General features: G+C 70.6%; 24 protein-coding genes. 9 read left to right on the forward strand and 15 right to left on the reverse strand.

Annotated elements, in window-relative coordinates; genetic code table 11:
• Positions 1 to 63: 63 nt before the first annotated feature.
• A complete protein-coding gene (locus ABZU75_RS07925) occupies positions 64 to 1,716 on the reverse strand; it encodes a fumarate hydratase (protein ID WP_350926667.1) in 1,653 nt (550 codons plus the stop codon).
• A 251-nt stretch (positions 1,717 to 1,967) separates the two neighbouring features.
• Here ABZU75_RS07925 and ABZU75_RS07930 point away from each other — a divergent pair, with 251 nt between their 5' ends.
• Positions 1,968 to 2,315, forward strand: coding sequence for a hypothetical protein (locus ABZU75_RS07930; RefSeq protein ID WP_355550688.1), 348 nt, complete (start codon positions 1,968 to 1,970; stop codon positions 2,313 to 2,315).
• Here the strand turns inward: ABZU75_RS07930 and ABZU75_RS07935 are convergent.
• Positions 2,242 to 3,171 carry a DMT family transporter gene (locus ABZU75_RS07935; protein WP_355550690.1) on the reverse strand — a complete coding sequence of 310 codons (930 nt, stop codon included), beginning with the start codon at positions 3,169 to 3,171 and terminating at the stop codon, positions 2,242 to 2,244. The genes ABZU75_RS07930 and ABZU75_RS07935 overlap by 74 nt on opposite strands.
• 67 nt (positions 3,172 to 3,238) lie before the next feature.
• Here ABZU75_RS07935 and ABZU75_RS07940 point away from each other — a divergent pair, with 67 nt between their 5' ends.
• A complete protein-coding gene (locus tag ABZU75_RS07940) occupies positions 3,239 to 4,780 on the forward strand; it encodes a PLP-dependent aminotransferase family protein (RefSeq protein WP_355550692.1) in 1,542 nt (513 codons plus the stop codon).
• Here the strand turns inward: ABZU75_RS07940 and ABZU75_RS07945 are convergent.
• The 4 genes from ABZU75_RS07945 to ABZU75_RS07960 form a co-directional block, all read right to left on the reverse strand.
• Positions 4,733 to 5,869, reverse strand: a complete 1,137-nt coding sequence (locus ABZU75_RS07945) for an MFS transporter (RefSeq protein WP_355550694.1) — start codon at positions 5,867 to 5,869, stop codon at positions 4,733 to 4,735. The genes ABZU75_RS07940 and ABZU75_RS07945 overlap by 48 nt on opposite strands.
• Before the next feature lie 166 nt (positions 5,870 to 6,035).
• A complete protein-coding gene (locus tag ABZU75_RS07950; RefSeq protein WP_355550696.1) occupies positions 6,036 to 6,470 on the reverse strand; it encodes a WXG100 family type VII secretion target in 435 nt (144 codons plus the stop codon).
• Positions 6,471 to 6,491: 21 nt separating this feature from the next.
• On the reverse strand, positions 6,492 to 7,397 hold the full coding sequence (locus ABZU75_RS07955) for a hypothetical protein (protein WP_355550698.1): 906 nt from the start codon (positions 7,395 to 7,397) through the stop codon (positions 6,492 to 6,494).
• Between the two features lie 55 nt (positions 7,398 to 7,452).
• A complete protein-coding gene (locus ABZU75_RS07960; protein ID WP_355550700.1) occupies positions 7,453 to 7,815 on the reverse strand; it encodes a YbaB/EbfC family nucleoid-associated protein in 363 nt (120 codons plus the stop codon).
• A 268-nt stretch (positions 7,816 to 8,083) separates the two neighbouring features.
• Between ABZU75_RS07960 and ABZU75_RS07965 the strand changes: the two genes are divergently transcribed.
• Entirely contained in the window at positions 8,084 to 8,689 is a 606-nt protein-coding gene (locus tag ABZU75_RS07965) for a DUF1707 domain-containing protein (protein WP_355550701.1), read from the forward strand.
• A gap of 9 nt (positions 8,690 to 8,698) precedes the next feature.
• On the opposite strand, the gene glpX is transcribed toward ABZU75_RS07965, so the two are convergent.
• Positions 8,699 to 9,733 carry a class II fructose-bisphosphatase gene (glpX, locus tag ABZU75_RS07970; RefSeq protein ID WP_355550703.1) on the reverse strand — a complete coding sequence of 345 codons (1,035 nt, stop codon included), beginning with the start codon at positions 9,731 to 9,733 and terminating at the stop codon, positions 8,699 to 8,701.
• Between the two features lie 82 nt (positions 9,734 to 9,815).
• On the opposite strand from glpX, the gene ABZU75_RS07975 reads away from it, so the two are divergent.
• On the forward strand, positions 9,816 to 10,421 hold the full coding sequence (locus ABZU75_RS07975; RefSeq protein WP_355550705.1) for a TetR/AcrR family transcriptional regulator: 606 nt from the start codon (positions 9,816 to 9,818) through the stop codon (positions 10,419 to 10,421).
• 38 nt (positions 10,422 to 10,459) lie between these two features.
• Entirely contained in the window at positions 10,460 to 10,993 is a 534-nt protein-coding gene (locus ABZU75_RS07980) for a DUF4245 domain-containing protein (protein ID WP_355550707.1), read from the forward strand.
• A gap of 78 nt (positions 10,994 to 11,071) precedes the next feature.
• On the opposite strand, the gene ABZU75_RS07985 is transcribed toward ABZU75_RS07980, so the two are convergent.
• The 3 genes from ABZU75_RS07985 to ABZU75_RS07995 all read right to left on the reverse strand — a co-directional run bounded on the left by ABZU75_RS07985 (position 11,072) and on the right by ABZU75_RS07995 (position 13,263).
• A complete protein-coding gene (locus ABZU75_RS07985; protein WP_355550709.1) occupies positions 11,072 to 11,401 on the reverse strand; it encodes a hypothetical protein in 330 nt (109 codons plus the stop codon).
• Positions 11,402 to 11,848: 447 nt separating this feature from the next.
• A complete protein-coding gene (locus ABZU75_RS07990; RefSeq protein ID WP_355550711.1) occupies positions 11,849 to 12,694 on the reverse strand; it encodes an SGNH/GDSL hydrolase family protein in 846 nt (281 codons plus the stop codon).
• Entirely contained in the window at positions 12,691 to 13,263 is a 573-nt protein-coding gene (locus ABZU75_RS07995) for a TIGR03086 family metal-binding protein (protein WP_355550713.1), read from the reverse strand. Before ABZU75_RS07995 ends, ABZU75_RS07990 begins: the two co-directional genes overlap by 4 nt.
• Before the next feature lie 82 nt (positions 13,264 to 13,345).
• On the opposite strand from ABZU75_RS07995, the gene ABZU75_RS08000 reads away from it, so the two are divergent.
• The gene (locus ABZU75_RS08000) at positions 13,346 to 14,764 is read left to right on the forward strand and encodes a PLP-dependent aminotransferase family protein (RefSeq protein ID WP_355550715.1); all 1,419 of its coding nucleotides are present in this window, start codon (positions 13,346 to 13,348) and stop codon (positions 14,762 to 14,764) included.
• Between the two features lie 127 nt (positions 14,765 to 14,891).
• On the opposite strand, the gene ABZU75_RS08005 is transcribed toward ABZU75_RS08000, so the two are convergent.
• Positions 14,892 to 15,122, reverse strand: a complete 231-nt coding sequence (locus ABZU75_RS08005; RefSeq protein WP_355550717.1) for an exodeoxyribonuclease VII small subunit — start codon at positions 15,120 to 15,122, stop codon at positions 14,892 to 14,894.
• Positions 15,123 to 15,260: 138 nt separating this feature from the next.
• Here ABZU75_RS08005 and ABZU75_RS08010 point away from each other — a divergent pair, with 138 nt between their 5' ends.
• The gene (locus tag ABZU75_RS08010) at positions 15,261 to 15,731 is read left to right on the forward strand and encodes a GNAT family N-acetyltransferase (protein WP_355550719.1); all 471 of its coding nucleotides are present in this window, start codon (positions 15,261 to 15,263) and stop codon (positions 15,729 to 15,731) included.
• Here ABZU75_RS08010 and xseA read toward each other — a convergent pair.
• Positions 15,709 to 16,917, reverse strand: a complete 1,209-nt coding sequence (xseA, locus tag ABZU75_RS08015) for an exodeoxyribonuclease VII large subunit (RefSeq protein ID WP_355550721.1) — start codon at positions 16,915 to 16,917, stop codon at positions 15,709 to 15,711. The genes ABZU75_RS08010 and xseA overlap by 23 nt on opposite strands.
• Before the next feature lie 27 nt (positions 16,918 to 16,944).
• Positions 16,945 to 18,165, reverse strand: coding sequence for a hypothetical protein (locus tag ABZU75_RS08020; RefSeq protein ID WP_355550723.1), 1,221 nt, complete (start codon positions 18,163 to 18,165; stop codon positions 16,945 to 16,947).
• Between the two features lie 112 nt (positions 18,166 to 18,277).
• Between ABZU75_RS08020 and ABZU75_RS08025 the strand changes: the two genes are divergently transcribed.
• On the forward strand, positions 18,278 to 19,246 hold the full coding sequence (locus tag ABZU75_RS08025) for a 4-hydroxy-3-methylbut-2-enyl diphosphate reductase (protein ID WP_355550725.1): 969 nt from the start codon (positions 18,278 to 18,280) through the stop codon (positions 19,244 to 19,246).
• A 102-nt stretch (positions 19,247 to 19,348) separates the two neighbouring features.
• Here the strand turns inward: ABZU75_RS08025 and ABZU75_RS08030 are convergent, their stop codons facing one another.
• Together ABZU75_RS08030 and ABZU75_RS08035 are read right to left on the reverse strand one after the other, a co-directional pair.
• The gene (locus tag ABZU75_RS08030; RefSeq protein WP_355550727.1) at positions 19,349 to 19,873 is read right to left on the reverse strand and encodes a DUF6542 domain-containing protein; all 525 of its coding nucleotides are present in this window, start codon (positions 19,871 to 19,873) and stop codon (positions 19,349 to 19,351) included.
• A gap of 128 nt (positions 19,874 to 20,001) precedes the next feature.
• Positions 20,002 to 21,306, reverse strand: a complete 1,305-nt coding sequence (locus ABZU75_RS08035; RefSeq protein WP_355550833.1) for a DNA recombination protein RmuC — start codon at positions 21,304 to 21,306, stop codon at positions 20,002 to 20,004.
• 246 nt (positions 21,307 to 21,552) lie between these two features.
• Here ABZU75_RS08035 and ychF point away from each other — a divergent pair, with 246 nt between their 5' ends.
• Positions 21,553 to 22,641, forward strand: coding sequence for a redox-regulated ATPase YchF (ychF, locus tag ABZU75_RS08040; RefSeq protein WP_355550729.1), 1,089 nt, complete (start codon positions 21,553 to 21,555; stop codon positions 22,639 to 22,641).
• Positions 22,642 to 22,845 lie beyond the last annotated feature (204 nt).

Raw genomic sequence — 22,845 nt, forward strand, 5'->3', positions numbered from 1 at the left:
CCGAGGTCGAGTTCGTCGACCTCGGGCGCCGGTACGACGGAGTCCGAGGAAGGCCGGTGGCGGTCAGCGACGGCCGATGCTCAGGACGGGCCCGGTCGTGTCCGTGAAGAAGTCCTCGCCCTTGTCGTCGACCACGATGAAGGCGGGGAAGTCCTCGACCTCGATCTTCCAGACGGCCTCCATGCCCAGTTCGGGATATTCCAGGACCTCCACCTTCTTGATGCAGTCCTGGGCGAGGCGGGCGGCGGGGCCGCCGATGGAGCCGAGGTAGAAGCCGCCGTGGGTTTTGCAGGCGTCGGTGACCTGCTTGGAGCGGTTGCCCTTGGCAAGCATGATCTTGGAGCCGCCGGCGGCCTGGAAGCGTTCGACGTAGGAGTCCATCCGGCCCGCGGTGGTCGGGCCGAAGGAGCCGGAGGCGTAGCCCTCGGGGGTCTTGGCGGGGCCGGCGTAGTAGACCGCGTGGTCCTTGAGGTACTGCGGCATCTCGCCGCCCGCGTCCAGGAGCTCGCCGATCTTGGCGTGCGCGATGTCGCGGGCCACCACGAGCGGTCCGGTCAGCGACAGACGGGTCTTGACCGGGTACCTGGTCAGCTCGGCGAGGATCTCCTGCATCGGGCGGTTGAGGTCGATCTTCACCACGTCGTCCGACAGATGCTCGTCCGTGGTCTCGGGCAGGAACCTGGCCGGGTCGGTCTCCAGCCGCTCCAGGAAGACCCCCTCGGGGGTGATCTTCGCCAGGGCCTGGCGGTCGGCGCTGCAGGAGACCGCGATGGCGACGGGGCAGGAGGCGCCGTGCCGGGGGAGGCGGATGACGCGGACGTCGTGGCAGAAGTACTTGCCGCCGAACTGCGCGCCGATGCCGAGCTTCTGGGTGAGCTCGAAGACCTTGGCCTCCAGGTCGGTGTCCCGGAAGCCGTGACCTGCGGGGGAGCCTTCGGTGGGGATGGAGTCCAGGTAGCGGGCGCTGGCGTACTTGGCGGTCTTCAGGGCGAACTCGGCGGACGTGCCGCCGACGACGATCGCCAGGTGGTACGGCGGACAGGCGGCGGTGCCGAGGGAGCGGATCTTCTCCTCCAGGAACTGGAGCATCCGCTTCTCGTTGAGCACGGCCTTCGTCTCCTGGTACAGGAACGACTTGTTGGCGCTGCCGCCGCCCTTGGCCATGAACAGCAGCTTGTACTCGTCGGGGTGGCCGAGCGGGTCCTCGGCGTAGAGCTCGATCTGCGCGGGGAGGTTGGAGCCGGTGTTCTTCTCCTCCCACATGGTGATGGGGGCCATCTGGGAGTAGCGCAGATTCAGCCGGGTGTAGGCGTCGTAGACGCCGCGGGAGATGTGCTCGGCGTCGGCGCCGTCGGTGAGCACGTGGCGGCCGCGCTTGCCCATCACGATCGCGGTGCCGGTGTCCTGGCACATCGGAAGCACGCCGCCCGCCGAGATCGAGGCGTTCTTCAGCAGGTCGAGGGCGACGAAGCGGTCGTTCCCGCTCGACTCGGGGTCCTCGATGATCTTGCGGAGCTGGGCCAGGTGGGACGACCGCAGATAGTGGGAGATGTCGTGGACGGCGGTCTCGGTGAGCAGTCGCAGTGCCTCGGGCTCGACCTCCAGGAACCTGCGCCCCGCGGCCTCGACGACCCGCACCCCCTCGGTGGTGATCAGGCGGTACTCCGTCTCGTCCGGTCCCATGGGAAGCAGGTCGGTGTAGTCGAACTCGGGCATCGTCGTAGGTCCTCCGTGCGGGCGCCGTTTTCCTAGAGGGTACGGCCCTCGCGATCGTGCCCGACCTTCGCGGTCGGGCGGGAGGCGACTCTCCCCTGCTCCATCCGAGCGCCAGGGGTCAGATCGTATGAAAACTACATATTTGGGACAAGCATTAATGGCATATGCGTCTTTTGTCCACACATGTCCGAAGAAACGAGAGAAGCTGGAAAGGGGCCGGGCCGAGCGTCCGGTGGAGGTTGGGAGGCATCATGGACATCGGAAACACCATCATGACCGGTGACATCATCCTGCTGATCCTCGTGGCCGTCTTCGTGGTGGCCGGTCTCGCCATATCACTGATAGCCATCACGCTGACGAGCATCAAGGAGGGCAACGGGCGGACTCCCCAGTGGCCGGTGAGCTGGCCGGACTCTCAGCGGACCGTCCCCAGGCAGCGGATCAGCGCCGAGTCCGGACAGGCGATCCTGCCCCCGCACCAGGGGGCGGTGCCCCTGCAACGGGCCGACAAGCTCACCGAGCGGATCAGCCTGCCCCCGCAGGACGACGCGTCCTCGCAGGCGGTGAACCTGCCCCGGCAGCGGGTGCACCCGCTCTGAGGCCGATGACGATGCCGGTGACCACGAGCGCCGCGCCGAGCAGGTCGGGCACCGAGGGCGCACCGAGGCCTAGGATCGCGCCGGTGACGATGGCGCCGACCGGGATCAGCCCGGCGAACAGTCCCGCGGTCCCCGGGCCGAGCCGGGGCAGGGCGTCGTACCAGAGGAGGAACGCCACGGTGGTCACGATCAGCGACTGGTAGCCGAGGCCCGCGATCTCGGGTGCGGTCGGCACCCGGATCATCGCGGTGCCGTCCGCGAGCAGGCCCGCGATGACCAGCAGTGGCACGGCCAGCGCCGCCGAATAGGCCGAGACGCGCACGGCGCCCAGCTTCGGCAGCAGCGGGATGGCCAGCATGGAGAAGCAGATCTCGCAGCCCAGCGCGCCCAGCGACCAGAGCAGTCCGGCCAGGTCACCGCTGCCCAGCCCGGTGGCCACCGTCGCTCCGGTGACGACGACCGCCGCCGCCAGCAGGAGCCGGGGTGAGGGGCGCCCGCCGAGCAGGGCCAGTGCCAGCGGCACGGTGCCGAGGACGGTGCCGACCAGGGCCGGGCCGCCGTGCCGGGTGGCCTCGATCACGCACACATTGAAGATCACCAGCCCCGTCAGGGAGAGTGCCGCCAGCAGTGTCGTCTCACGAGGCGTGAGCCGCACGAACCGCAGCCCCGCCATCCAGGTGACCGCGAGAAGGACCGCGGCCGCCAGCAGGTAGCGCATGGCCTGGCCGCCGTAGACCGGATAGTCCCCGATCACCCCGGAGACCCCCGCCAGGGTTCCCACCAGGAACATCGCTCCCGCGGCCTCGCTCAGGCCGCGTGACTCCGGCCGGGAGGCGGTGCTGACATCCACGTTCATGTGCGGAATGCTAGGAAGCCAATGGCTCCCCTGTCGGGTCCAATGAAGCATCGAAACAGAGGACCAATTGGCCGATCTGCATCTCGTCGTCGACCGTGCGGCGGGCGGCGTCGCCGCCCAGATCGCCCGCGAGCTCCGCGAGGCGGTGCGGCGTGGACGCCTGGCGGCCGGGGTCCGGCTGCCCGCCAGCCGTGAACTGGCCAGGGACCTCGGGCTCTCCCGGGGGGTGGTGGTCGAGGCGTACGAGCAACTCGTCGCCGAGGGCTTCCTGATCTCCAGGACCGGGGTGGGCACCACGGTGGCCCCGGCCGCCGGCCGCCCAGCGGCCCTTCCCGGTGGTCTTTCCGGCGGCCTTTCCCAGCCGCAGGACAGTGCGCCCTCACCCGCCGATCCCGGGCCGACGAGTCCTGCGGAGGGCCGCGAGCCGTATCACGGGCGCCGCTCCACCGCGCCCGACCTGGGGGCGTTCCCCAGGGAGCGGTGGCTGGCCTCGATGAGGCGTACGCTCGCCACGCTGCCCGTCGAGGCCCTGGACTACGGCGACCCCGGCGGTGTCCTCGCGCTCCGCGAGGAACTGGCCGCCTACCTCGGGAGGGTCCGGGCGGCCGATGTGGTCCCGGACAACCTGGTGATCGTGGGCGGGGTGGCTCAGGGGTTGAGCCTCACGGTCCAGGCGCTCGCGGGGAGGCTTCCCCGGGTCCGGGCGCGGCACGACCTCGACTGGTTCGTCCAGCGGGTCGAGTACCCGGTGCCCTCCCCGGGCCGGATCCTGCTGGCGGTCGAGGATCCGGCCGGGGTGCGCCAGCTCCCGCTGCTCCGCGCGGCGGGAGCCGACCTGGTCGCCGTCCCCGTGGACGACGAGGGCATCGATGTCGGGGCACTGGCCGAGACCGGGGCGCGGGCGGTGATGCTCACTCCCGCGCACCAGTACCCGACGGGGGTCGTGCTCTCGCCCCGCCGCCGCGCCGAGCTGATCGAGTGGGCCGTCGCGACCGGCGCGATGATCCTGGAGGACGACTACGACGCGGAGTTCCGCTTCGACCGCGACCCGGTGGGCTGCCTGCAGGGGCTGGCCGCCGACCGGGTGGTCCTGGTCGGGAGCGTCAGCAAGTCGCTGGCCCCCGGGCTCCGCCTGGGCTGGGCGGTCGCCCCGCCCCGGATCGCCGAGTCGCTGCGGCTGGCCCGTGGTGAGCTGGACATGGGGTCGCCCGTCCTGGAGCAGTACGTCCTGGCCGACTTCGTGGCCACCGGCGACTACGACCGGCACCTGAGGAGGATGCGCCGGCAGTACCGCGCCCGCCGCGACGCCCTGGTGCTGGCCCTCGGCGAGCACCTTCCCGAGTTCACCGTGCGGGGCGTCTCCGCCGGGCTCAACCTGCTCGCCGAGCTGCCGTACGGCTGGGACGAGGCATCGGTGGTGGACAGGGCCGAGGAGTGCGGGCTGGCGGTCGAGCCGGTGGGGCCGATGCGGTACGCCCCCGGTCCGCCCGCGCTGTTGATGGGCTTCGCCCGTCTGCCCGGACGCCGCGCGGACCAGGCGGTCCGCGCCCTCGCCAGTGCCCTAGGGGCGCGCGGCGAGTTCCGGTTCCGGCTGGAAACCCCTGGCTAGGAACACGATCAGGGCCACCAGGACCACGGCGGGTAGGAACGCCACGCGGACGTTCACCGTGTCGTTGAGGGTGCCGACCACGGCGGCGCCGACCAGGAAGCCGACGTAGTTGAACATGTTGACCCGCGCGATCGCGGTCTCCGCCCCGGCGCCGAGGCGCCCGGCGGCCGAGAACGACTGCGGGGCGATGACGGACAGGCCGATGCCGATCAGGCCGAACGACACGACGGCCACCACGACGCCGGGTGCGACGACGACGCCCAGCGTGCCCACGGCCGCGATCACCGCGCCCGCGCGGACGACCGGCGCGGGTCCGTACCTGCGTACCGCGAGGTCACCGGGGACCCGCGCCAGGAGCATGGTCGCCTGGTAGACGAGGTAGGCGAACGGAACCAGCCAGCCGCTCGCCGCCAGCGCCTTCTCCATGTAGATCGTGCCGTAGTTGGAGACCGCCGCGTCCCCGACGTACAGGAACGCCATCGCCAGGCAGAGCGGGATGATCGGCCGCCACGGCACCCTGGCCGCCACCTGAGCGGCCTGCTCACCGGCCTTTTCGGCGTCCCGCCCGTAGAGGCGGGGGAGCATGACCACGGAGATCACCGCGCCGATCAGCACCGGGACGGAGAAGGACCAGCCCAGCTCGACGCCGAGCGCGCTGAAGGCGGAGTTGAATCCGGCGCCCAGCATCGAGCCGACACTCCACACGGCGTGGAAGCCGGTCAGCACGCTCATGCCGTACCGGCGCTCCACCGCGACCGCCTGCATGTTCATCGCCGCGTCCACCGCGCCGACGAACAGGCCGAACGCGGCGCTGAGCGCGTACAGCCCGGCGAGCTGCCCGTTCCAGCCGGACAGCGCCACGATGACGCAGACGCCGACCTGGGAGACGCGCAGGATCGGGGCACTGCCGTACCGGCTCGCCAGCGGGCCCGCGATCGCGCTGCCCGCACCGGCGATCACCGGCACGAGCAGCAGGACCAGGGTGAGGTCGCCGTCGCTGAGCCCGAACTTGTGCTGGAGGTCGATCACATGGGTGAGCAGGGTGGCGAAGCAGAGGCCCTGGACGAAGAAGGCCGCCCAGGTCGCCACGCGCGCCTGTCTGTCACGCGGGAGGGGCACGACGACCTCCGGAGAACATGAGGGGGGTTCAAGTTCTCGTCAGGTTAGGTGTGCCGCCCCCGGCGGTCAATGCCCCGCGGCGCTCGGGCTCCGCAGTCCCGACACCCACCGTGGATGTCGCGTTCGTCTCGCGTCATCACCGGTCGTCGGCGTCGTTCGGCTCCCCCCATACCGGGCGGCTCACATCGGGAGCGGGGAGGGCGGAAAGGATCGCGGTGACGCCGGCCCAGTCGGCGGTCTTGACCGTGTCGTTCATGAGGCGGATGAGTGCGGGGATGTCCTCGTGGGCTTGCAGCAGCGCGTCCGTCCCCCTCATGACCTGGCTGGAGACGGCCTCGTACCCCGTGCCGCCGCCCTGTCCCTTGAAGAACTTCCTCCCCTCGGGGCCGCCGCCCCAGAAGTCTCCGATGTCGTTCAGCTCCGCGGCCGCCTGCCTGACGATGTCGGCGAGCTCCTCTTTCTCGGTGTCGAAGGCGTTCGCGACGGACCTGAGGTGGTCTGAGGAGATCTTCAGGGGCGGGCGGGAGCCGCCGATGGGCGCCGTGGGTTCCCGCGGGTCCGGTACGGACATCCGGTGTCACTTTCCGCGAGGTCAGCCCGCTGGTTTGTGAGCCATCGTGAAATAGAGCAGGGTCCTGCCCAAGGTCTCCTTCAAGGTGGGGACGAGCTCCATGCCGCTCTGCCCGTTCAGGAGGTCGTAGGTGGGGCCGTAGCCGATCGAGCCTCCGGCCATCCTGGACAGGAACGCCTGCACATCGGCGTTTTTGCTGATCGCCTGAACGCCCGGCCTGGCCGCGTCGAACACGCCGTAGAAGACGACCGAGGCGGCGAATTCCTTCAACGCCTGTTTCGCGTTGTCGCCGAGCGAACCCGGGTCCTCGCCCCGCAGGGCGCGGACACCGGCCACCACGGCGACGTCCCCCACCGCGAAGAACGTGCTGCCGATCGTGTACTCCGTGAGTTTGGTCAGCACGATCTTCGCGATGGCGTGTTCGAGCAGCTTGGCGAGGAGTTTCGCCTGTGCCCGCCGGATGAGGAACTGTGTTAACTGATAGGCCGCTCCGGCCTGCCAGGGAAAGGTGGTGAGGAAGACGAAGCTGGCGAGATTGGCCAGGGCCGCCGTGTAGTACGCGTGCTGCGCCGTCTCGATGAGTTCGGCGTACTCGTCGCACGCCTCGCTGTTCTGCCTGCAGGCGAGGGCGAGCCGGCCGGGGAAGCTCGCCGTCTGGGGGTGTGTGTAGAGGCCGGAGACGACGGCCTGTTTGAACGCCTCCACGCCCTCGCCTCCGTTCCGCTTCCACATCGCCTCGGCGAACGGGTAGGTGTTGTCCGGGCTCTTCTCGAACCGGTCGGCGAGCCGTGCCCACACATCGCGGGCCTGGCGAGCGCCGGCCGGGTCACCGTCCGGATATTCGACCGCGAGCATCGTGAAGACGAAGCCCGCGATGCCCAGCACTCCGGTGCCGTATATCGAGGCGCGTCCGGGATTGATGTTCAACGAAGGACAACCGGGGGGCTCGCGGCCGTCACGTGGGGAGAGGGCCGTACCACGCTCATCGCCTGTCCTGAGGCGGCAGGACGGTTTCGAGCGGGGTGCCGGTGACGAATGGGTCCACCAGTCGTCTCATCTGGTTCCCGGCGTCGCGGGCCGCCTCGTCGGCCGCCTGGAGGACGGCCTCCGCCAGCTCGCCGGAGCCCAGTCGCATGGCACGGGGGTCGATCGTGAGGCTGGTGAGTGCGCCCGTCAGCGATGTCTCGGCGGTGACGCGTCCTTGTGCCGCCTCGCCTCGGCCGCGGACCTCGGAGACGCCTTTTTGAAGCTCCTCAAGCCCGGTGACCTCGTCGTGGAACCGCTCCAGCAGCCTGTTGAGCTCTTCGTCGCCGTTCCGGCCGAGCATTTCCATGGGGGATCTCATAGCGCTCCTGAACGTCGGGCAGTCGAGTGCCTGGAGTGACCAAACGGGTGACGTGGCGAGGCGGCCCGCCGGGGGCTCCGGCTCTGGCCCGCCCAATGTAGATCACGAAAACGAGATTTAGCAATTTAACCGGTAGGTAAAGCGGGTTTTCTGGCCGGGGTCCGCGACGAGGCATGGCTCCACCGGTTCGCCGGAGATGCTCCGGGGGCCGCGCAGGCCGGGGGCGAGGGGGCGCTCAGGGCGGCCCCGCAGGGATTAGGGTCGGGGGGTGGAGAGTCCCCGCCCGCCCGCGAACCGCCGTCACAACCGTGAACCTGCTCCCGCCGACCTGAGAGCCGGAGATGCCGATCGAGAGAGGGTGGCCGCCGTACTGGGCGACGCGCTCGCCGACGGACGTCTCGGCCACGACGAGTACGACGAGCGCGCCGAGGCGCTCTACCGTGCCCGCACGCTGGGAGAGCTCTCCGCACTCACCGCCGACCTGCTCCCGCCCGAGGCACAGCCGCTCCGCACCGACGTCGGCCCGGTGACGGCCCTGTTCGGCTCCCAGGAGCGCAGCGGCCGCTGGGTCGTGCCGACCAGCTTCTCCGCCACCGCGATCTGCGCCAACGTCAAGCTCGACCTGTGCGAGGCGCTGCTCCAGTCCAGCCGGGTGACCCTGCAGGTCACCGTGGTGGGCGGCACCCTCACCCTGATCGTCCCCGAGGGCGTGCGGATCGAGATGCCCGCCTCGTCCTTCATGGGGGGCAAGAAGAACCAGGTCCCCCCGGCCTCGCCCGACGGCCCGGTCATCGAGATCACCGGCGTCGTCACGCTCGGGAACATCGTGGCCAAGTCCCCCAAGCGCCCTCGCCGCCCCTGGTTCCGTCGCTGACCACCGCCCTCAGCTGGCGCTGTCGAAGTTGATCGCGCTGTACGCCCGCAGCTTCCAGAGCTGGTGCTCGCTCTCGATCTTCCGGATCGTCCCGGAACGGCCGCGCATGACCAGGGAGTTGGTGACGGCCCGCCCCGCGCGGTAGCGGACGCCCTGCATCAGCTCGCCGTCGGTGATCCCGGTGGCGGCGAAGAACACGTCGTCGGACCTGACCAGGTCGTCGGTGCTCAGTGTGGCGTCGAGGTCGAGGCCCGCGTCCAGCGCCCGGCGGCGCTCGGCGTCGTCCTGCGGCCAGAGCCTGCCCTGGATGACGCCGCCCAGGCACTTGAGCGCGCACGCGGCGATGATCCCCTCCGGCGTGCCGCCGATGCCGAGCATCAGGTCGACACCGGTGCCCACCCGGGCCGCCATGATCGCACCGGCCACGTCGCCGTCGGTGATGAGCCTGATCCGGGCGCCGGTCTCCCGGATCTCCCGGATGATCTTTTCGTGGCGGGGCCGGTCGAGGATGACCACGGTCACGTCCGAGGGCTCGCCGCCCTTGGCGCGGGCCACCGCGGCGATGTTGTCGGCCACCGGCGCGTTGATGTCCACGGACGAGGCGGCCTCGGGGCCGGTGACCAGCTTGTCCATGTAGAAGACGGCGGACGGGTCGTACATCGAGCCGCGCTCGCTGACCGCGATCACCGAGATCCCGTTGGGCATGCCGAGCGCGGTGAGCCGGGTGCCGTCGATCGGGTCGACGGCCACGTCGCACGCCGCGCCGCTGCCGTCACCCACCTGCTCGCCGTTGTAGAGCATCGGCGCGTTGTCCTTCTCACCCTCGCCGATCACCACCACGCCGCGCATCGACACCGTGTTGATCAACTGGCGCATCGCGTTCACCGCGGCGCCGTCGGCGCCGTTCTTGTCACCCCGCCCGACCCAGCGGGCCGCGGCCATCGCGGCCGCCTCCGTGACGCGGACCAACTCCAGGGCGAGGTTGCGATCAGGGGCGTGCTCGCCCGTGGCGAGGGCGGCAGGAACGGACGTCTGATCGGACATGGTGGGAAACCCCTCTCGTGGTTAATGCAACGATCGTAGTTGGCGCCCCTCTGACCGGTCGGCGGAGGATAATGTGCCCACCATGAGCAGCGACGCAGAACGGCTGGTGAAAGGCGTGGGCGCGCGGACCTCCGAGCGGGGTGCCGCCACGCGCGCCGCGTTGCTGTCCGCCGCCAGGGAGATTTTCGTCACAAGCGGATTCGCCGAGGCCGGGGTCACCGACGTGGTCGCCCGCGCGGGAGCGAGTGTCGGAAGTCTTTACCATCATTTTTCCGGCAAGGCCGACCTCTACCTCACGCTCTTCGACGAGTTCCAGGTCCGGCAGACCCAGCGGACCAAGCAGGCGGTCGGTGAGGCCAGGGCGGCCGGCGAGAGCGATCCGATGCGGCTGTTCATCGCCGGGGCCCGCGCCTACCTGGAGGGTTGCCTGGCCGAACGGGAGATCTCCGCGCTGTTCCTGCGTGGTGACGGGCCGCCGGGGTTCGAGGTCATCGTGCGCGACCGGCTCCGGCAGTGGGCCAAGCGCAACGCCGCCCTGTTCGAGGGGGACGAGGGAGCGCTGGTCGTGGTCCTCACCGGGGCGCTCGCCGCCGCGGTCTCCGAGGTCGCCCTGTCCGACGACGAGGACGCCTCACGGGCGCTCGTCGAGGACGTGCTGGCCATCATCGCCCAGATCCGCCGCCCCTGAGGGCGAACCACCTCCCTGAACAGATAGTGTCGACAGTCGTGCGAAGGTTCACTCAGGGCTTCTACGGCTATGTGGTCGCGATGGCGGTCTGCCTGGCCGCCGTCGGTCTGTTCCTGCTGGTCACACCGCAGAGCAGGACCGAGCACATCCCCAGGGTCGACTACTCGATCGCGCTGGCCGACCTGCGCCGTACGGCGCCCTTCCAGATGTGGGCCCCCGAGCCCGTCGCCGCCGGATGGGTCCCGAACAGCTCCCGGAGCACCCGGGAGAACGGCGCCACCACCTGGAAGCTCGGCTTCGCCACCGCCAAGCGCTTCCACGCGATGCTCGCCCAGAGCGACGAGAAGCCCGCGGCCGAGTTCGCCAACAGGCTCTCCAACACCTCCACGGTCACCGGGACCGTCCAGATCGACGGCGTGACCTGGGAGCAGCGGGTCCGCGAGGACAAGAACCAGCGCTCCCTCGTACGGTTCCTGCCCGACGTCACGATCGTCGTCACCGGCACCGCCCCCTGGGACGAACTGTCCGCCCTGGCGGGCTCCCTCAAGCAGCAGCCGAGGAACGACTCCTAGCCGAGTGGTTCCGAAGTGATCAGCGGGCGGCCCGGGCGCCGGGGATCGCCGCCGTGACCGGCCACGTGCCGTCTGCGTTCATACCGTGCTCGATGACTCGGCTGCGCGGCGCCTTGTCGAGTTCTTGATGTTTCCCTCCTCGGTCGAGACGGACCTGCTCGGGATGACGCCGAGGCTTGGTGCCTCGACGTTCTCGATCGTCTCAGCGTGCCCGGTCGCTCCAGGAGAGGTCGGCCGCTCGGTCGCCAGCTGAGCGAGAGCGAGCAGCAGGAGTTCGCTGCTGGACCAGTCGGCGCGGTCGCCGCGGCCCAGTTCCACGACGTGCCGCATGACCTCATCGGGGGCAAAGCCCAGCGCGGCGGCGATGTGTTTGGCAGCTTGCAGAAGTTCATGGTCTCGGGCCGCCATGAGGTGGTCCTACCCTTCGGTGCAGATCTGGTCGGCTTCGAGCTGGGCGGTTCGACATCGGTCAGGGAACATCAAGGGTGTCCGATGCCAGGTCAGCGACGACTGCGATGTGCTCTGAGGGCCATGCTCCGCCGACGGGAGCATCGCCGGCGCATTGCACGGAGCAGACACGACCAAGTCCATCAAACGCCCATGCCTCCTTCCCGTCCAGACTCTCCCGATGGGAAGCGACACCGACGACAAGCCCGGCGAACGCTCTGCCGGCAATCCACAACTCTCGTGAACGACCGGTTTCGTGAGGTTCGCCATCGCGGCGCCGGCCGCTTCCACCGAGCAGGCCGGCGCGGACGGCTACGGCCCACCGCGGGCCCAGGCCGCGCTCGCGATGGCCGTGCCGGCACTCACCACCTTCCTGCATGAACCTGATGGCCAGAGGTCGAGACCGTCCTAATCGCCGGGGAGCCCTTCGCCGAGGTGGCCGGCCGGGCCGAGGCCCGCTGGGGTCCGCCGGCCCGGACCGGTTACAAGGTCGCCCTGCTCACCGGCACGATCCCGCACGTGTTCGAATCCGCCCGTCAGGACGGGGCGTTTGGGAAGGATCCCGTCGCCTGAGGAGCGGCCCGTCAGGCGGCGGCGCAGCCAGGGGGTGAGATGTGTCGCCGCCCAGCGGAGATCGGCGAGCAACGCCGTTCTGCTCCGGGGCGGGTCGGCAGGGGGCGGGGCGGCGGCGCGGCCGAGAGTGGCCAGGACATGGTCGGCGACCCGGCGGTGGCCCAGCGGGTTGAGGTGCAGGCGATCCTCGCTCCACAGCTCGTGACCGTCGAACGCCCGGTCGCCGAACAGGTCGACCAGGTAGGTCCCGCGCCGCTCGGCCACCTCCGTGACCAGGTCGTTCATCGCGATGATGCGGGGCCGCAGCACCCGGGGCAGTGGGAGTCGCACGCTCATGTCGGGAAACCGGAAGAGCACCACGTCCGCGCCCGACGTGCGCAGGCGGCCGACCACCCGGTCGAAGCGGTCGTGCATCGCGGCCGCGTCGAAGCCGCGCCGCAGCGCGTCGTTGCCGCCCGCGGCGACGCTGATGAGCGATGGGCTCATCGCGACCGCCGCCTCTACCTGCTCTGCGGCGACATCGTCGAACCTGCGCCCCCGGACGGCCAGGTTCGCGTAGCCGAAACCCGGCGAGCTGAGATCCGCTGCCACGAGATCCGCCCACCCGCGGAACGTGCCGTCGGGAAGCGGGTCGCCGACCCCCTCGGTGAAACTGTCGCCGAGCGCGACGAAACTCGTCACGGGGTCCACTGCGGGTCACGTCCAAGGTGGGCGGCCAGCCGCTGATAGACCGATGCGCTGTCAGGGACCTCGACCAGGTGGCCGAACGCCTGCCCCGGTCCACGGCTCAGCGGCATTTGGAGCACCATCTCCAGCGCGGCCTCCGCCAGATCCGGGGCCAGGTCGCCGGGCCGGCCGAGAGCACGGGCTGCGTCCCAGCCGTGCACGACGCCATCGATGAAGTGCATGGAGACGGCGAACGCGCCGGGGAAGACACCGAACTCGCGCACCTCCACCTGCCGTTCGAGCATGCCCTCAGCGGCGAACGCCTCTGTCACCAGGTCGACGGACCGCTGGAAGTCCTCGTGGGGATCCGCACCGAGCACGCCGCTGTCCCACACCGAACGGTCGGGGGGAGTGCCGCTCGCGGCGGCGGCGAAGCCGAGATTTTCGCAGACCTGGTGGCGGATCAGCCCGTGCAGGGTCCAGTCGGCGCACGGTGTGGGCCGCCTGAGATCCTCAGGAGTGACAGCGGCGACGACCTTCCCCAACGCGTCGCTCGCCCGCCGGTCGAGTTCGAGAATGTCCATGCGGCTCACCCTAGGAGCGGGAGCGGCCCTATCTCAGTGCCAAAAACGGCCAAACTGATTGGGCCACTCTAGACTTGCCCTCGTGCACGTGAGCTTGGAAGGGCGCACCGACCTGGCCGGCCAGATCTACCAGCAGATCCGCACCGCCGTGCTCGACGGGCGGCTACGGCACGGTGAGCCGTTGCCCGCCACCCGCGAACTGGCCCGGGAGCTCGTAGTCTCGCGGAACACCGTGAGCGCCGCCTACGACCGGTTGGCCGCCGAGGGCTTCGTCGAAGGCCGGATCGGCGCCGGCACTTTCGTCTGCGCCGACGCCCTGCCGCCTCCGAGTCCCCGGATGGGCCACAGCCGGCTTCGGCCGCGCGCCGTCTGGCAGGGGATCTCCATGCCGCGCGGCCTGGATTGGCGGCCCCGCTACGACTTCCGTCCCGGCCTGCCCGACGTTCGGATGTTCCCCTACGAGGCGTGGCGCCGGCTGGTCTCCCGGGAGCTGCGGAGCTCGGCCGTGGGCAGTGGCATGTACGGCGACCCGCTCGGCCACGCCGGGCTGCGCGCGGCCATCGCCAGGCACGTGGGCGTCTCCCGCGCCGTGCTCGCCGATCCCGGCGCCATCGTCGTCACCTCGGGCGCGCAGCAGGCGCTCGACCTGATCGGCCGGGTGCTGCTCGAACCCGGTGACCGGGTGGTTGTCGAGGATCCCGGCTACCCGCCGCCGAGGCGGCTGTTCGAGTCGATGGGCCTGCGGGTCACGCCGGTCCCCGTCGATGGTGAGGGCCTGGTGGTGGACGCGCTGCCCGCCGACGCCCGCGCGGTCTACGTCACGCCCTCCCACCAGTTCCCGTTGGGCATGCCGATGTCGCTGGCTCGCCGGATGGCGCTGCTCGCCTGGGCAGAGGAGCGCGGGGCCGCCGTGATCGAGGACGACTACGACAGCGAGTTCAAGTACGGCGGGCGGCCCATCGAGCCGCTGCAGAATCTGGACAGGTCCGGCCGGGTGCTCTACGTCGGCTCGTTCTCCAAGGTCATGCTGCCGACGCTGCGGCTCGGCTTCCTCGTCGCGCCGCCCGCGCTGCTGCCGGCCCTCAGCGCGGCCAAGTACGTCACCGACTGGCACACCTCGCTCCCCGGCCAGGCGGCACTGGCCGGCTTCATCGACGAGGGACTGCTGGCCCGGCACGTCCGCAGGATGCGAACCGAGTACGAGGCCCGTCATCGGCGTGTCGTCCAGCGCCTGGCCGGTCCGCTCGACCTGGTGACCTCCGCCGCCGGGCTGCACACCAGCGGCTTCCTGCCGACCGGCCACCGCGGCATCGCCCACCGCGCCCGCGACGCCGGGATCGGCCTGATGCCCCTGTCCGACTTCGCGGTACGCCCGACCCGTCCGGGCCTGGTCATCGGCTACGGTGCCATCCCGCTGGACCAGATCGACGACGGGCTCACCCGGCTCCTCTCGATCATGGACACCGAGGAGTCACGAGTTCGCGCCGGTACCCGCAGGTAGGCATACGGTCGGCGTCGAACGGTCGCGCCGGGGTCATCGGTCGGCTGGGCGCCGTTGAAGAAGACCGTGGGGACCTGGATGCCGTCGGAACCACTCGGCCGGCGTCAGCCGGTCGCCGAGGGCGGGTCTAGAAGGGCGTCTCTCCGGCCGGGTCGGAGTGCCGCCGCTGGGCCATGGCGGCCGCGAGCTTCACCCGGGCACCCTGGAGCCACTCCTCGCAGACCGCGGCCAGCATCTCGCCGCGCTCCCAGAGCTCGATCGACTGTTCCAGGGTGAGTCCGCCCGCCTCAAGGCTGCGGACCACCTCGGTCAGCTCCTCGCGCGCCTGCTCGTACGACGGTCTCTTCTCATCGGCCACGCACCCCACCTTAGATCGTGACGCCCACCCGGTGACGCCGTGCCGTACCGGGAGTCGCGGCGCCTCCCCGCGACGGCGTGATCGACAAGGCACCTCCCCGGTCGCTTCGCAGGGGAGTACGGCTGGAAGAATGCCCAGGTGAATGTTCGTGACGCGACCGCCAGGGACATCCCCGAGCTGGTGCGCCTCCGTGAGATCCTGGCCGACCGGATGGCAAGGGACGGCAACCTTCCCATCGAGGAGGAGTGGCAGCAGGCCTACGCAGAGAGCCTCGAAGAGCGGCTGGGCAGCCTCGACACCGCCGTCTACGTGGTGGACTCCCCGGAAAAGGGGCTGGCGGCCTGCGGGATCGGCCTCATCTTCGACCGCTTTCCCGGACCCAGCCTTCCCGATGGCCGCTACGGCTACATCCAGGGCATGACCACCGACCCGCGCCACCGGCGCAGGGGGCATGGCCGGGCCATCATGGGGGCCCTCCTGGAGTGGTACCGCGACAGCGGGATCCGCAGGGTCGACCTGCACGCCACCTCGGACGCCGAGTCGCTCTACCGGCGGCTGGGGTTCGTCGACGACGGCTACCCCTCGCTCACCTGGCGGGATCACTCCTGACCCGCACCCGGTCGTCGGGGAAGCGCACGGTCAGCTCGTCGCCGGGGGAGACCTCGCTCGCGAGCCGTACGACATCGCCCGAGGGGCGCTGCACGATCGCGTAGCCGCGCTCCAGCGTGGCGGCCGGAGAGAGCGAGACCAGGCGGGCGCGCAGGTGCTCCAGCGAATCGGCGGCGCGGTCCAGGGAACCGGTGAGGGAACGTCGTGCCCGGTCCCTGAGCTGCTCGGCCTGCTCGGCCCTGCGCTCGATCTCACGCACCGGGTCCGCGAGGGAGGGGCGGGAGCGGGCCGCGGACAGCCAGGCCGTCTCGCGGTCCAGCCAGCCGCCCACCACCCTGCGGCCCCGGTCCCTGAGCTGGCGGATCAGCGTCATCTGCTCGCCGACGTCCGGCACCACCTTCTTCGCCGCGTCCGTGGGCGTGGACGCGCGCACGTCGGCGACCAGGTCGAGCAGCGGGTTGTCCTGCTCGTGGCCGATCGCGCTGACCACGGGCGTGCGGCAGGCCGCGACCGCCCGGACGAGCGCCTCGTCGGAGAAGGGCAGCAGGTCCTCCATCGACCCGCCGCCCCGCGCGACCACGATGACGTCGACCTCGGCGTCGGCGTCGAACTTGCGCAGCGCCTCGATGACCTCACCGACCGCGTACGGTCCCTGCACGGCCACCGGCTCGACCTTGAACCGCACCGCCGGCCAGCGGCGCCGCGAGTTCTCCAGCACGTCGCGCTCGGCGGCCGAGTCCCGGCCGCAGATCAGGCCGACCGTGCCCGGCAGGAACGGCAGCCGCCGTTTCCTGTCGACGCCGAAGAGCCCCTCGGAGGCGAGCAACCGGCGCAACCGCTCCAGCCGCGCCAGCAGCTCGCCCACCCCGACCGGCCGCATCTCCAGCGCGGTGAACGCGAACGAGCCCTTGTTGACCCAGAAATCGGGCTTCAGGTGGGCCACGATCCTCGCGCCGTCGACCGGCCGGGGGACGGTCGCCTCGTAGACACCACGCGGGCAGGTGATCCGGGCCGACACGTTGGCCACCGGGTCACGCAACGTCAGGAACACCGTGCCGCCTCGGGCGGTCAGCTCGGTGATCTGTCCCTCGACCCAGACGGTGCCGAGCTTGCCGATCCAGCCGCCGACCATCTGCAACACCGTGCGAACCGGGAGGGGCTGCTCAGGGGTGGTGTTCGAGCTCATGGCCGGGAGCCTACGCGCCGGAGGCGACTATTCCGCGGCCGCCAGCTTGGCCAGGCGGTTCTCGTACATCCGTACGACGGCCTCGCGGCCTGCGGTGGCGCGCTCGTAGGCGAGCAGCTCCCGGATCTGCTCGGACGTCCTGCCGCGCATCCGCGCCCGCAGCGACGCGACGGTCAGCTCCGCGTAGCCGGGCAGCGGCTCGGCCGCCTCGGGTGCCGCGACCCTGGTCTCGGTCACCTCGACCGCCGCGGCGTCGGTGCTCTCGGGCTTCGCGGTCTCGACCCGCTCGACCTCGACCTGCACCGCCGCGGGCGTCTCGACGGGGGTGGCGCTCTCCGCCACCGGGGTCGCCGGGGCGGCTGCCTTGGCGGTCTTGCGTGCCTTGGTCGTCCTGGCCTTCGGGGCGGCCTTGGGGGCGGCGGCCTCGGACTCCACGGACTCCACGGACTCGGCGGCCTTGGCCTTGGCCCGGGTGGCCCTGGGCTTCTTCGCGGCGGGGGCCTCGGCGACCGGGGTTTCCGCGACCTTCGTTTCGGTGGCGGGGGCCTCCGCGACCTCGGGCTCGACGGTGGCGGCGGGGGTTTCGGCGGCCTCCGGCTCGACGGTGGCCGGGGTTTCCACGGTCTTCGCCGCGGCGGCGGGGGTCTCCGCGACTTCCGGCTCGACGGCGGCGGGGGCCTCCGCGGTTTCCGGCTCGACAACGGCCGGGGTCTTGGCGGCCTCTGCCTCGGTGGTGGCCTGGGCCTCCGTGGTGGAGGGCTCCGCGATGGGGGCCTCGGCGGGCTTGGGCTCGGCGGCCTTGGGCTCCGGGGCGGTGACCGGCGCCTCGGTGGCGGCCGGGGTCTCGACGGCCTCGGTCTTGGCCTCGGTGGCGGAGGGCTCCGCCGCCTTGGGCTTGGCGGGGCTGAAGATGACCGGCTCGCGGGTGGTCCTGGCGCCGTTGCTCTCGGCGGTGGTCGCCTTGTCCGCGGCCTTCTCCGGGCGCGGCGCGAAGATGACGGGCGCGCGGCGGGCGGGCTTCTCCACCTGCTCCGCGGCCTTCTCAGCGGTCTCCGCCGACTGGCCGCCGAGCGTCTCGGGGGACCCGTCGGGCTCTTCTCCCTGGCCGGAGGTACCCTTGATCTTGGACCGTACGCGGTCGCCGAGGAGCAGCGCCTGGCCCACCCCGCTCAGCGCGGTCTGCAGCATGTGCAGCGGCAGGTCTTTTGCCTTCTGTGTGACATTGCGGATCATGTCGGGGACTGACATATCGTCTCCCTGGGAGGTCTGTATCGAGAAAGGCTAGTGTGGCAAGACTGTGCCGCATGAGCTTGTGGGACGTATGGGCTGTCTCGCGGGCGTCTCCACGTAGCATAAGAGCATGACTTCCAAGACCTCCGCGACCCGACGCGTACTGGTGGCGAAGCCCCGCGGTTACTGCGCGGGGGTCGATCGCGCCGTGCAGGCCGTGGAGAAGGCGCTGGAGCAGTACGGTGCCCCGATCTACGTCCGTAAGCAGATCGTCCACAACACCCACGTGGTCAAGACGCTGGAGGCGCGCGGAGCGATCTTCGTCGAGGAGACCGAGCAGGTGCCCGAGGGGGCCATCGTGGTCTTCTCCGCCCACGGCGTCTCACCGGCGGTCCACCAGGAGGCCGCCCGGCGCAGCCTCAAGACGATCGACGCCACCTGCCCGCTGGTGACCAAGGTGCACAACGAGGCCAGGCGCTTCGCCTCCCAGGACTACGACATCCTCCTCATCGGCCACGAGGGTCACGAGGAGGTCGAGGGCACCGCGGGCGAGGCACCCGACCACATCCAGCTCGTCGACGGTCTGGAGTCGGTCGGCGCCGTGCGGGTCAAGGACCCCGAGCGGCTGGTCTGGCTGTCGCAGACCACGCTCTCCGTGGACGAGACGGTCGAGACGGTCTCCCGGCTCAAGGAGCGCTTCCCGAACCTGATCGACCCGCCGAGCGACGACATCTGCTACGCCACCCAGAACCGCCAGGTCGCCGTCAAGGAGATCGCCGCACAGGCGGAGCTGGTCATCGTGGTCGGCTCGGAGAACTCCTCCAACTCCAAGCGGCTGGTCGAGGTCGCCCTCGACCACGGGGCCGACGCCTCCTACCTCGTCGACGACGCCTCGCTCATCGAGGACGCCTGGCTCGACGGTGTCACCACGGTCGGCGTGACGAGCGGCGCCTCGGTGCCGGAGGAGCTCGTCACCGAAGTCCTGGCCCGCCTCGCCGGGCATGGCTTCGAGGACGTCGAAGAGGTCGAGTCCGTCCAGGAGAGCGTGCGCTTCGCGCTCCCGCACGAGCTGCGCAAGGACCTGCGCGCCACGGTCTGACCGCACCGCTGTTCGCGGAGTTCCGCCGCCGCTACGGGCATGATGCCGCCCCCGGCCCGTTGCGGCCGGCCATGGCCGGTTGTGAGATCTCCTGCCCGGCGGTTACGAGCCCTCGCGCGGTGTGCCGTACACCTTGGGCTCGAAGTACCCTTCGGGCTCGGGGGCGAAGGCGGAGTCGCCGCTCCTCGGCGCGGGAACGGAGGCCTTGCCGACCCTGAGCTCGTCGCGCAGCTCACGGACGCAGCGGGTCAGACCGCGGCGCCAGGCGATGACCAGCACCAGGAGCGAGCCGCCGAACAGCCACGGGGCACCCTGCGAGAGCGCGGTGTACATGCCCAGACCGAAGGCCTGGATGGGCGTGGACGCGAACAGGGAACGGACCGCCTCGATGAGCACGGTGGTCACGAAGAAGACCAGGGGCGGAGAGACCACCAGCGACAGCAGGTCCCTGCGGTTCACCAGCACCGCCGCGGCCACGCAGCCGGCCACGAACGCCGCCCCGGTCAGCGCCGCCACCCCGAACAGCGCCTGCAGCACGCTGCCCACCAGCGTGGACGCCAGCACGAGGGCCAGCGCGCCCCGGACGGTCAGCCGGATGCCGCCGGCGGCCCGGCCAAGTTCACTCATACGATCACCCCGCCGGCCGGCTGTACGCCGCCTCGCTCGTCCACCACTCGCCCCCTATGACCTCGGCCCCCACGTCGTCAACTCCGTCGCCTCCAGTGTCCGGCCGTCGGCGCCGTGGGAGAACAGTTTCAGGGCAGGTCGTTGGCCAACCTACCGTTCAGGCGGGATACGAGAGGCGAGCTTGGCTCCTCTTCCGCGAGCAGTTCCGGCGAGGTCAGCGCGCGTGGCAGGTCCTCGATCGCCTGCGGCCTGTCCAGATCGGTCTCGACCAGTCCCAGATCGTTTAGTTTGCGTGCGCTCACCAGCACCCGGGTCTCCAGCGAGCCGACAGTCCTGTTGTACGACTCCACGGCCCGGTTCAGCGAGCGGCCCAGAGCGTCGACGTTACGCCCCATGCTGCTCAGCCGCTCGTACAGCTCCTTGCCGACCTCGAAGATCGCCCGCGCGTTCTCGCTGAGCGCGGCCTGCTGCCAGGCGTACTGCGCGGTGCGGAGCATGGTGATCAGCGTGGTGGGGGTGGCGATGTGGACCCGCCGCCGCATGGCGTACTCCAGCAGGGCGGGGTCGCGCTCCAGCGCCGGGGCGAGGAACGCCTCGCCGGGGATGAACAGCACCATGAACTCCGGTGCCGGGCTGAACGCCTGCCAGTAGGTCTTGGAGGCCAGCCGGTCCACGTGCTCGCGCACGTGACGGGAGTGGGAGTCGAGCCGGGCCGACCGGTGGTCGGGGTCGGCCGACTCGGCGGCCTCCAGGTAGGCGGCGAGGGAGACCTTGGAGTCGACCACGATGTTCTTGCCGCCGGCCAGCCGTACCACCATGTCGGGCCGTAGCACGCCGTCCGGCGTGGTGACGCTCACCTGCTCGTCGAAGTCGCAGAACCGCTGCATCCCGGCGATCTCGGCGACCCTGCGGAGCTGGAGCTCTCCCCACCGGCCCCGGGCCTCGGGGCGTTGCAGGGCCCGCACCAGGGAACTCGTCTGGGCGCGGAGCTGCTCGTTGCTCTCGCGGACGACGTCGATGTGCTTGGCCAGCTCCGCGTGGGCGGCCCGCTGGCCCGTCTGCGTGTCGCGCAGCTGCGTCTCGACGCGGGCCAGGGTGTCCTTCAACGGCTCGATCAGGTGCTCGACCGCCTGCTTGCGCTGCTCCAGCTCACCGGCCGCCTCGGCCCGGTTGGCGGCCAGCCTCGTCTCGGCCAGCTCCAGGAACCGCAGGTTGTTGACGTCGAGCGCCCGGCTCGACAGGGCCTGGAACCGCTCGGAGAGCTGCTCCTCGATGTAGACGACCTTCTCCTCGGCGATCTTCGCGCGGGCCTCGGCGTCGGCCAGACGCGCGATGACGTCGGCGGCTCCCGAGGAGGCGCGCGCCCGGCCCAGCAGGAAGCCGATCGCGAGCCCCGCGGCGAGGCCCACCGCGAGCTGGAAGGAGAGCGCCATGACGTCCACCCCGGCATGATTCCAGGCCCGGTCACTCCTGGCGCGCCGACACGCCTTCCGAAGGCGCCCGGGGCCGGACGGGGAGCTGCGGAATCGTGTCCGAACCTGGCCGAACCGGGGAGAGCCACCTGGACGGCTCCGATCGGTGCCGAACCACCGGCGGCGGGCGCCTGAACGGGATGTCCACCACCCTGTGACCTGCCCGTGGCAGGTAGCAGTGGGTCATTCCGCGTAAACTCGGCTCACGTGAGCCTGAGCATCGGCATCGTCGGATTGCCCAACGTCGGCAAGTCAACGCTTTTCAACGCGCTGACGAAGACCGCCAACGCCCTGGCGGCGAACTACCCGTTCGCCACCATCGAGCCCAACGTGGGCATCGTCGGCGTTCCCGACCCACGTCTTGAGAAGCTGGCCGAGATCTTCGGGTCCGCGAAGATCCTGCCGGCGAAGGTGGAGTTCGTGGACATCGCCGGGCTGGTCCGCGGCGCCTCGGAGGGACAGGGGCGGGGTAACCAGTTCCTCGCCAACATCCGCGACACCGATGCGATCTGCCAGGTCATCCGGGTCTTCAACGACCCCGACGTGACCCACGTGGACGGCGACGTCGCCCCCGGGCGCGACATCGAGACGATCAACACCGAGCTGATCCTCGCCGACCTGCAGACCCTGGAGAAGGCGATTCCCCGCCTCCAGAAGGAGTCTCGGACCAACAAGGACCGCAAGTCCGCGCTGGACGCGGCGGAGGCGGCCTTCAAGCTCCTCGACGGCGGCACCACCCTGTACGCCGGAGCCTCCGGTGCCGGGATCGACCCGAAGGACCTGCGCGAGCTGCACCTGCTGACCGCCAAGCCCTTCCTGTACGTCTTCAACCTCGACGCGGACGAGCTGGTGGACGAGGAGCTCAGGGCCCGGCTCTCGGCGCTCGTCGCACCGGCCGAGGCCGTCTTCCTCGACGCGAAGATCGAGTCCGAGCTCGTCGAGCTCGACGACTCCGAGGCGCTGGAGCTCCTGCAGTCCGTCGGCCAGGAGGAGTCGGGCCTGGCCCAGCTGGCCAGGGTGGGTTTCGAGACCCTGGGCCTGCAGACCTACCTGACCGCCGGCCCCAAGGAGACCAGGGCCTGGACGATCTCCAAGGGCGCCACCGCCCCCGAGGCGGCCGGGGTCATCCACACCGACTTCCAGCGCGGCTTCATCAAGGCCGAGATCGTCTCCTTCGACGAGCTGGTGGAGACCGGCTCCATCGCCGCCGCCCGCCAGGCCGGCAAGGCCCGCATCGAGGGCAAGGACTATGTCATGCGCGACGGCGACGTGGTGGAGTTCCGCTTCAACGTCTGACCGATCCGCGTTCCCCGGGCCAAGGAGACCTCCCGTCTCCTTGGCCCGGGGTGTTTTCACCCCGCCTCTGTCGCCACCTCGCCGGCGCGGGTGCCGTGATTTCGGGGGAACAGGTCCGTCCCTCCCGCGTCGCGCACCGGCCTCGTCGCGGTCGAACGGCCGGGTGGGCGACACATGACTCCCCGGCGACCACGGAGGGCTTCG

Source organism: Streptosporangium sp. NPDC005286, from assembly GCF_040607515.1.
Classification (GTDB): Bacteria; Actinomycetota; Actinomycetes; order Streptosporangiales; family Streptosporangiaceae; genus Streptosporangium.